A 6,865-nucleotide genomic window follows, 5' to 3' on the forward strand; every position below is an offset into this window, starting at 1 on the left:
GTGAGGGGCCCCATGTGACCGGTACATCTCAAGGACGGTAGCGGGGTTTGTCCGGTTCGGAAACCCCTTTGACACGGGGTGGGTTGGCTTGGTCCGCGGGGAGGACAAAGCCGGTGGGTGGCCGCGGCGCGGTTTCCCCCACCCCGCCCCTCCCCGAAACCGGGGGCAAGCCCCCGGACCCCCGGTGCCGTGGCTGGCAGCCCGGCGCCCGGCCCCGGCGTGGCCCCGCACCCCGGCAACCACCCCCGCTGGGCCGGGGGCAGACCCCCAACCCCCGCCCCGGACAGGCGGCCCGGTGCCCGGCCCTGGCGTGGCCCGAAACCCGGCAACCACGCCGCCGAGCCGGGCGCAACCCTGCCGGGAGGAAGTGGTGCGGCACGGCGGCACCTCCTCCACCCCGCCCCTTCCCGAACTGGGGGCAGGCCCCAGCCCCCGGGACCCCAGGGCGCACCGTTCAGGCCCGGGTCCGGCCAGGGCGCCGCGCCAATGCCTGGCAGCGCCTCCACTGGACCAGCACCGACCGCGGCCCCGGGCACGGGCGGGAGCCCAACCCCGGCGCGCCGAGAACCCCGCGCCCGGCGGAGAACGCGCCGCAGCCGGGCCGGGGGCTGGGGGCTTGCCCCCGGATTCGGGAAGGGGCGGGGTGGGGGGGAAGAGGCGGCCCGGCGGGGCCTCAGTCGGTGCCGAAGGCGGCGTCGAAGGAGGAGGTCGGGGGGTCGAAGTCGTAGGACTTCAGGTGGTGCAGGGCCTCGGGGGCACCCGTCAGGCGGTCCATGCCCGCGTCCTCCCACTCCACCGAGATCGGACCGTCGTACGCGATGGAGCGCAGCATGCGGAAGACGTCCTCCCAGGGCACGTCGCCGTGGCCCGCGGAGACGAAGTCCCAGCCGCGGCGGGGGTCGCCCCAGGGGAGGTGGGAGCCCAGGCGGCCGTTGCGGCCGTCGAGGCGGCGGCGGGCCTCCTTGCAGTCGACGTGGTAGATCCGGTCGCGGAAGTCCCACAGGAAGCCGACCGGGTCGAGGTCCTGCCAGACGAAGTGGCTGGGGTCGAAGTTGAGGCCGAAGGCGGGGCGGTGGCCGACGGCTTCGAGGGCGCGGTGGGTCGTCCAGTAGTCGTACGCGATCTCACTCGGATGGACCTCGTGGGCGAAGCGCACGCCCTCGGCGTCGAAGACGTCGAGGATGGGGTTCCAGCGCGTGGCGAAGTCCTCGTAGCCGCGGTCGATCATGCCGGGCGGCACCGGCGGGAACATGGCGACCAGGTGCCAGATGGACGAGCCGGTGAAGCCGATGACGGTGCGTACGCCGAAGGCGGCCGCGGCGCGGGCCGTGTCGGCCATTTCGGCGGCGGCACGCTGCCGTACGCCTTCCGCGTCGCCGTCGCCCCAGATCCGGGCGGGGAGGATGGCCCGGTGGCGTTCGTCGATGGGGTGGTCGCAGACGGCCTGGCCGACCAGGTGGTTGGAGATGGCCCAGCACTGGAGGCCGTACCTGTCGAGGAGCCGGCGGCGCCCGTCGAGGTAGCCGGGCTCGCCGAGCGCGCGGTCGACCTCGAAGTGATCGCCCCAGCAGGCGAGTTCGAGGCCGTCGTAGCCGAAGTCGCGGGCGTGGCGGCAGACCTCCTCCAGTGGCAGGTCCGCCCACTGGCCGGTGAAGAGGGTGAAGGGTCTGGGCATGGGGGCCTCCTCCTCAGGCGGGCACGGGTGTGTAGACGCAGTTCTTCTCGGCGCTGTCCTCGACCGCGGCCAGCACCCGCTGCACCTGGAGCCCGTCCTCGAAGGACGGCTCGGGGTCCGTTCCGGCGGCGATGGCCGCCACCATGTCGCGCGCCTGGTGGACGAAGGTGTGGTCGTAGCCGAGCCCGTGGCCGGGTGGCCACCAGGCCTCCAGGTAGGGGTGGTCGGGTTCGGTGACGAGGATGCGGCGGAAGCCGGAGTCGGCGGCGGGGGCGGTGTGGTCGTGGAAGGACAGCTCGTTGAGCCGTTCGAGGTCGAAGGCGAGCGAGCCGTGGTCGCCGTTCAGCTCGATGCGCAGCGAGTTCTTGCGCCCGGCGGCGAAGCGGCTGGCCTCGAAGGAGGCCAGCGCGCCGGAGGCGAGCCGACCGGTGAACAGGGCGGCGTCGTCGACCGTGACCGCGCCGCGCGCCGCCGCACCACCGGAGTTCGCGGCGCCCGGGAGTGGACGGTCCCGTACGAAGGTCTCGGTGAGCGCCGAGACGCCGACCAGCCGCTCCCCCGCCAGGTACTGCGCGAGGTCCACGATGTGCGCCCCGAGGTCGCCGAGCGCGCCGGAGCCCGCCAGTTCCCGGCGCAGCCGCCACACCAGGGGGAATTCCGGGTCCACGATCCAGTCCTGGAGGTAGGTGACCCGTACGTGGCGCAGGACGCCGATCCGGCCGTCGGCCACCATGCGGCGGGCCTGCGCGATCGCGGGCGTACGGCGGTAGTTGAAGCCCACCATCGCCCGCTGTCCGCGCGCCCGGGCGCGGCGCGCCGCGTCGGCCATGGCTTCCGCTTCGGCGACCGAGTTGGCGAGGGGCTTCTCGCACAGCACGTGCTTGCCGGCCTCCAGGGCGGCGATCGCGATCTCGGCGTGGCTGTCGCCGGGGGTGCAGACGTCGACCAGCTGCACATCGTCCCGGGCGATCAGGTCGCGCCAGTCGGTCTCGGCGGCCGCCCAGCCGTGTTTGTCCGCGGCGGCGCGGACGGCGTCCGGGTCGCGGCCGCAGATGGCGGCCATGGCGGGGCGGAGGGGGAGGTCGAAGACGCGGGCCGCGGTGCGCCAGCCCTGGGAGTGGGCGGCGCCCATGAAGGCGTAGCCGACCATGCCGACGCCGAGGCCGTGTGCTCCGGCCTGTTGCGCTTCGGCGCCTTGCGCTTCGGTGCCTTGCGCTTCGGGGTTTTCCATGAGGCTCCTCTCAGATCGCGGTGGATGCGAGGGGGAGATGGGGCCTGGCCGAATCAGCTGAATCCCGTGGGCAGGTACTCGTCCACGTTGTCCTTGGTCACGACGGCCGAGTAGAGGGTGAGGGACGCGGGAATCTCCAGTTCGGCCAGGCCCCCGACGCCGTTGCCCTGGCCGAGCGCGCGGGCCAGGTCGATGGCGGAGGCGGCCATCGTCGGCGGGTACAGGACGGTGGCCTTGAGGACGGTGTTGTCGGCCTTGATGGCGTCCATGGCGCGCTTGGCGCCCGCGCCGCCCACCATCAGGAAGTCGTCCCGTCCGGCCTGCTGGATGGCGCGTTCGGCGCCGACGCCCTGGTCGTCGTCGTGGTTCCACAGGGCGTCGAAGCCGGAGTGGGCCTGGAGCAGCTGGGCCATCTTCGACTGGCCGGACTCGACGGTGAATTCGGCGGCCTGGCGGCCCACCTTCTTGATGTTGGGGTAGTTCTTGAGGGCGTCGTCGAAACCGGCCGTGCGCTGGCGGGTCAGTTCCAGGTTGTCCAGCCCGGCCAGCTCCACCACCTTGGCGTTCTTCTTGCCCTTGAGCTGTTCGCCGATGTAGCGGCCGGCGTTGAGCCCCATGCCGTAGTTGTCGCCGCCGATCCAGCAGCGGTACGCCTGCGGGGAGGCGAAGACGCGGTCGAGGTTGACGACGGGGATGCCCGACTCCATGGCCTTCAGCCCGACCTGGGTGAGCGCCTTGCCGTCGGCGGGCAGGATGACCAGGACGTCGACCTTCTTGTTGATGAGGGTTTCGATCTGCCCGATCTGCTGGGCGGTGTCGTTGGAGCCCTCCGTGCTGACCAGCGAGACGTCCTGGTACTCCTTGGCGCGCCGTTTGGCCTGCTCGTTGATGGCGTTGAGCCAGCCGTGGTCGGCCTGCGGCCCGGCGAAGCCGATGGTGACCTTCTTGCCGACCTTCTTGTCGGCGGCGCCGGCGGGCTGCTTGCCCTCGTCCTTGCTGTCGTTGTTCTCGTTGCTGGTGCAGCCGGCCGCGAACAGCGCGCCCGCCGCGGCGGTGCCCAGGAGGAGGTTTCTGCGGCTGGGGATGGTGCCCGGAGTGTGGTTCGGGGTGTGGTTCATGACGTCGAACGACCCTTCTGTACCAGGACGGCGGCGACGATGATCGCGCCCTTGGCGATCTGCTGGACATCGCTCTGGAGGTTGTTCAGGGCGAAGAGGTTGGTGATGGTGGTGAAGACGAGGACGCCGAGGACGGAGCCGGTGATGGTGCCGCGGCCGCCGCTGAGCAGGGTGCCGCCGATGATGGCGGCGGCGATGGCGTCGAGTTCGTACAGGTTGCCGTTGGTGTTCTGGCCGGAGCCGGTGAGGACAACCAGCATGAACGCGGCGATGCCGCAGCACAGCCCGGACAGCAGGTACAGCAGCAGCCGCTGGCGCCGTACGTCGATGCCCGCGAGCCGGGCCGCCTCCGGGTTGCCGCCGATGGCGACGGTGCGCCGCCCGAAGGTCGTACGGCCCAGCAGCAGCCAGCCGAGGACCGTGACCGCGGCGAAGATCATTACCAGCGGTGGGATGCCGAGCACGTAGGAGTCGCGGAGCCCGAGGTCCAGGACCGGCTTGACGGTGACGACCTGCGTCTTGCCGTCGCTGATCAGGAGCGCGAGGCCGCGCGCGGAGGCCAGCATGGCGAGGGTGGCGATGAACGGGACCACGCTGCCGTACGCGATGAGCACACCGTTGACCAGGCCGCAGCCGAGCCCCACGAGCACGGCGCACATCAGGATGCCGCCGAAACCGTAGTCCTGGGTGGCGAGCGTGGTGGCCCACACCGAGGCGAGCGCGACGATCGCGCCGACGGACAGATCGATGCCGCCGCTGGTGATGACGAACGTCACGCCGACGGTGACGACACCGATGACGGACGCCTGGGTGAGGACGAGTTGCAGGTTGTCGGTGCTCAGGAACGCGTCGGGCTTGGTGATGCCGCCCACGACGACGAGGACGGCGAGCACGCCGAGGAGGGAGAGGTTGCGGACGTCGGCGAGGCGTCTGAGGGCGCCGCCCTTGGCCGGTGGTCCGGCGGCGGGGCCGGGCCCGGCCGCCTTCGTGAGCGTGGCGGCGGCGCCGGGGACGGCGTCCGACCCGGTGTCGGCGCCTCCGGGAGAGTTCAGCACGACGGGCTCCCTTCCATCACGAGATCGAGGACGCGGTGCTCGTCCAGTTCGCCCGCGGGCGCCGTATGCACGACACGACCCTCGCGGAGCACCAGCACCCGGTCGGCGAGGCCGAGGACTTCGGGCAGTTCGCTGGAGACCAGCAGCACCGCCATGCCGTCGTCGGCGAGGCGGCGGATCACCGCGTACAGCTCGGCGCGGGCGCCGACGTCCACCCCGCGGGTGGGCTCGTCCAGCAGCAGCACCCGGCAGCCGCGCAGCAGCCAGCGCGCCAGCACCGCCTTCTGCTGATTGCCGCCGGACAGCGTGCGCACCGGCCGCTCCGGGTCGTCCGGGTGCAGCGACAGATCGCGCACGCTGCGGCGGGCCGCCGCCCGCTCGGCGCCGCGGTCCAGCCACCCGGCCCGGGAGAAGCGGGCGAGGGAGGAGACGGAGACGTTACGGGTGACGGACTCCAGCATCAGCAGCGCCTGCGCCTTGCGCTCCTCAGGCGCCAGCCCGAGCCCGGCGCGCACGGCGGCGGACACGCTGCCGGGGCGCAGCGGGCGCCCGTCGACGAGGACGCGGCCCGCGGTGGGGCGGCGGGCGCCGTAGACGGTCTCCAGGATCTCGGACCGGCCGGAGCCGACGAGTCCGGCGAGCCCCACGATCTCGCCGGGCGCCAGGTCGAGGTCCACCGGCTCGAACTCCCCTGTCCTGGCCAGTCCTTGGAGCCGCAGCACGGGTTCCTGTGGTTCTCGCGTTCCTTGCGATTCTTGCGTTTCTTGCGGGGCCCGGCGCGGGAACGCGTACTCGACATCACGCCCCGTCATCAACGCGACGACGTCACGGGTGGGCGTCGTACGGGCGGGCAGCCCGCGGGCGGCGGCGCGGCCGTCCTTCAGCACCGTGACGCGGTCGCCGATGCGGCGGATCTCCTCCAGCCGGTGCGAGATGTAGACGACCGCCACGCCGCCGGTGGTGAGGTCGCCGACGATACGGAAGAGGTTGTCCACCTCGTCCGGGTCGAGCGCGGCGGACGGCTCGTCCATGACGATCAGCCGTACGTCGTGCGAGAGGGCGCGGGCCATGGACACGATCTGCTGTGCGGCGGCGGAGAGTTCGCCCACCAGCCGCCGCGGGTCGATCTCGGGGTGGCCGAGGCGGGCCAGCAGCTCGGCGGCGGTGGCCCGGGCGGCCCGGGACCGTACGAAGCCCGCGGTGGCGGGCTCGTGGCCGAGGAAGATGTTCTCGGCCACGGACAGGCCCTCCACCAGGTCGAGTTCCTGGTAGATGGTGGCGATGCCGAGGCGCATGGCGGCGACGGGCGACTTGAGGGTGACCGGCGCGCCCTGCCAGACGATCTCGCCACCGTCGGGTTGATGGGCTCCGGCCAGCACCTTGATCAGCGTGGACTTGCCCGCGCCGTTCTGCCCCAGCAGGCAGTGCACCTCGCCCGCCTGGACGTCGAGATCGACGCCGTCGAGGGCCCGTACGCCGGGGAAGGACTTGGTGATGCCGGACATGGTGAGGAGCGGGGGCGGGTTCGTCTGACGCGGTTCGGGTGGTGCCATGGCGAGCCTCCTCGGGCGGGTCGCTGTGGCGGTGCCGGGTGCTGTGGCGGTGCCGGGTGCTGTGGCGGTGCCGGGTTGCGGGTTGCGGGGCTGTGGCGGTGCGGGGTTGCCGTTTGCTGGTGCCGTGCGGGTGGTGCGGCTGCTGCTCTCCCCCACCCCGCCCCTCCCCGATCCCGGGGCTCCGCCCCGGCCCCCGCTCCTCAAACGCCGGAGAGGCTGCCGGTGCCAAGCCC

At 72.5% G+C, this 6,865-nt stretch carries 5 protein-coding genes; all 5 read right to left on the reverse strand.

Annotated features, from left to right (window positions below; all coding sequences use genetic code 11):
- Positions 1-673: 673 nt before the first annotated feature.
- Genes EEJ42_RS08765 through EEJ42_RS08785 form a run of 5 tightly spaced genes read right to left on the reverse strand, consistent with a single transcriptional unit; the run spans position 674 to position 6,632 of the window.
- On the reverse strand, positions 674-1,675 hold the full coding sequence (locus EEJ42_RS08765) for a sugar phosphate isomerase/epimerase family protein (protein WP_123099403.1): 1,002 nt from the start codon (positions 1,673-1,675) through the stop codon (positions 674-676).
- A gap of 13 nt (positions 1,676-1,688) precedes the next feature.
- Positions 1,689-2,906, reverse strand: a complete 1,218-nt coding sequence (locus EEJ42_RS08770) for a Gfo/Idh/MocA family protein (RefSeq protein ID WP_425472862.1) — start codon at positions 2,904-2,906, stop codon at positions 1,689-1,691.
- 53 nt (positions 2,907-2,959) lie between these two features.
- Positions 2,960-4,024 carry a substrate-binding domain-containing protein gene (locus EEJ42_RS08775; RefSeq protein WP_123099404.1) on the reverse strand — a complete coding sequence of 355 codons (1,065 nt, stop codon included), beginning with the start codon at positions 4,022-4,024 and terminating at the stop codon, positions 2,960-2,962.
- Positions 4,021-5,079: an ABC transporter permease gene (locus EEJ42_RS08780; RefSeq protein ID WP_246096248.1), complete on the reverse strand. Its 1,059-nt coding sequence runs from the start codon at positions 5,077-5,079 to the stop codon at positions 4,021-4,023. The genes EEJ42_RS08775 and EEJ42_RS08780 overlap by 4 nt, the downstream gene beginning before the upstream one ends.
- On the reverse strand, positions 5,073-6,632 hold the full coding sequence (locus tag EEJ42_RS08785) for a sugar ABC transporter ATP-binding protein (protein ID WP_123099405.1): 1,560 nt from the start codon (positions 6,630-6,632) through the stop codon (positions 5,073-5,075). The genes EEJ42_RS08780 and EEJ42_RS08785 overlap by 7 nt, the downstream gene beginning before the upstream one ends.
- Positions 6,633-6,865: the final 233 nt, after the last annotated feature.

This window comes from Streptomyces botrytidirepellens (assembly GCF_003721215.1).
In the GTDB taxonomy this organism is placed as follows: domain Bacteria; phylum Actinomycetota; class Actinomycetes; order Streptomycetales; family Streptomycetaceae; genus Streptomyces; species Streptomyces himastatinicus.

What these genes read in the sequence shown, in the direction of transcription:
- EEJ42_RS08770 (WP_425472862.1), bottom strand. Translation starts at nt 2,906, where the DNA reads ATGGAAAACCCCGAAGCGCAAGGCACCGAAGCGCAAGGCGCCGAAGCG.
- EEJ42_RS08785 (WP_123099405.1), bottom strand. Translation starts at nt 6,632, where the DNA reads ATGGCACCACCCGAACCGCGTCAGACGAACCCGCCCCCGCTCCTCACC.
- EEJ42_RS08775 (WP_123099404.1), bottom strand. Translation starts at nt 4,024, where the DNA reads ATGAACCACACCCCGAACCACACTCCGGGCACCATCCCCAGCCGCAGA.
- EEJ42_RS08765 (WP_123099403.1), bottom strand. Translation starts at nt 1,675, where the DNA reads ATGCCCAGACCCTTCACCCTCTTCACCGGCCAGTGGGCGGACCTGCCA.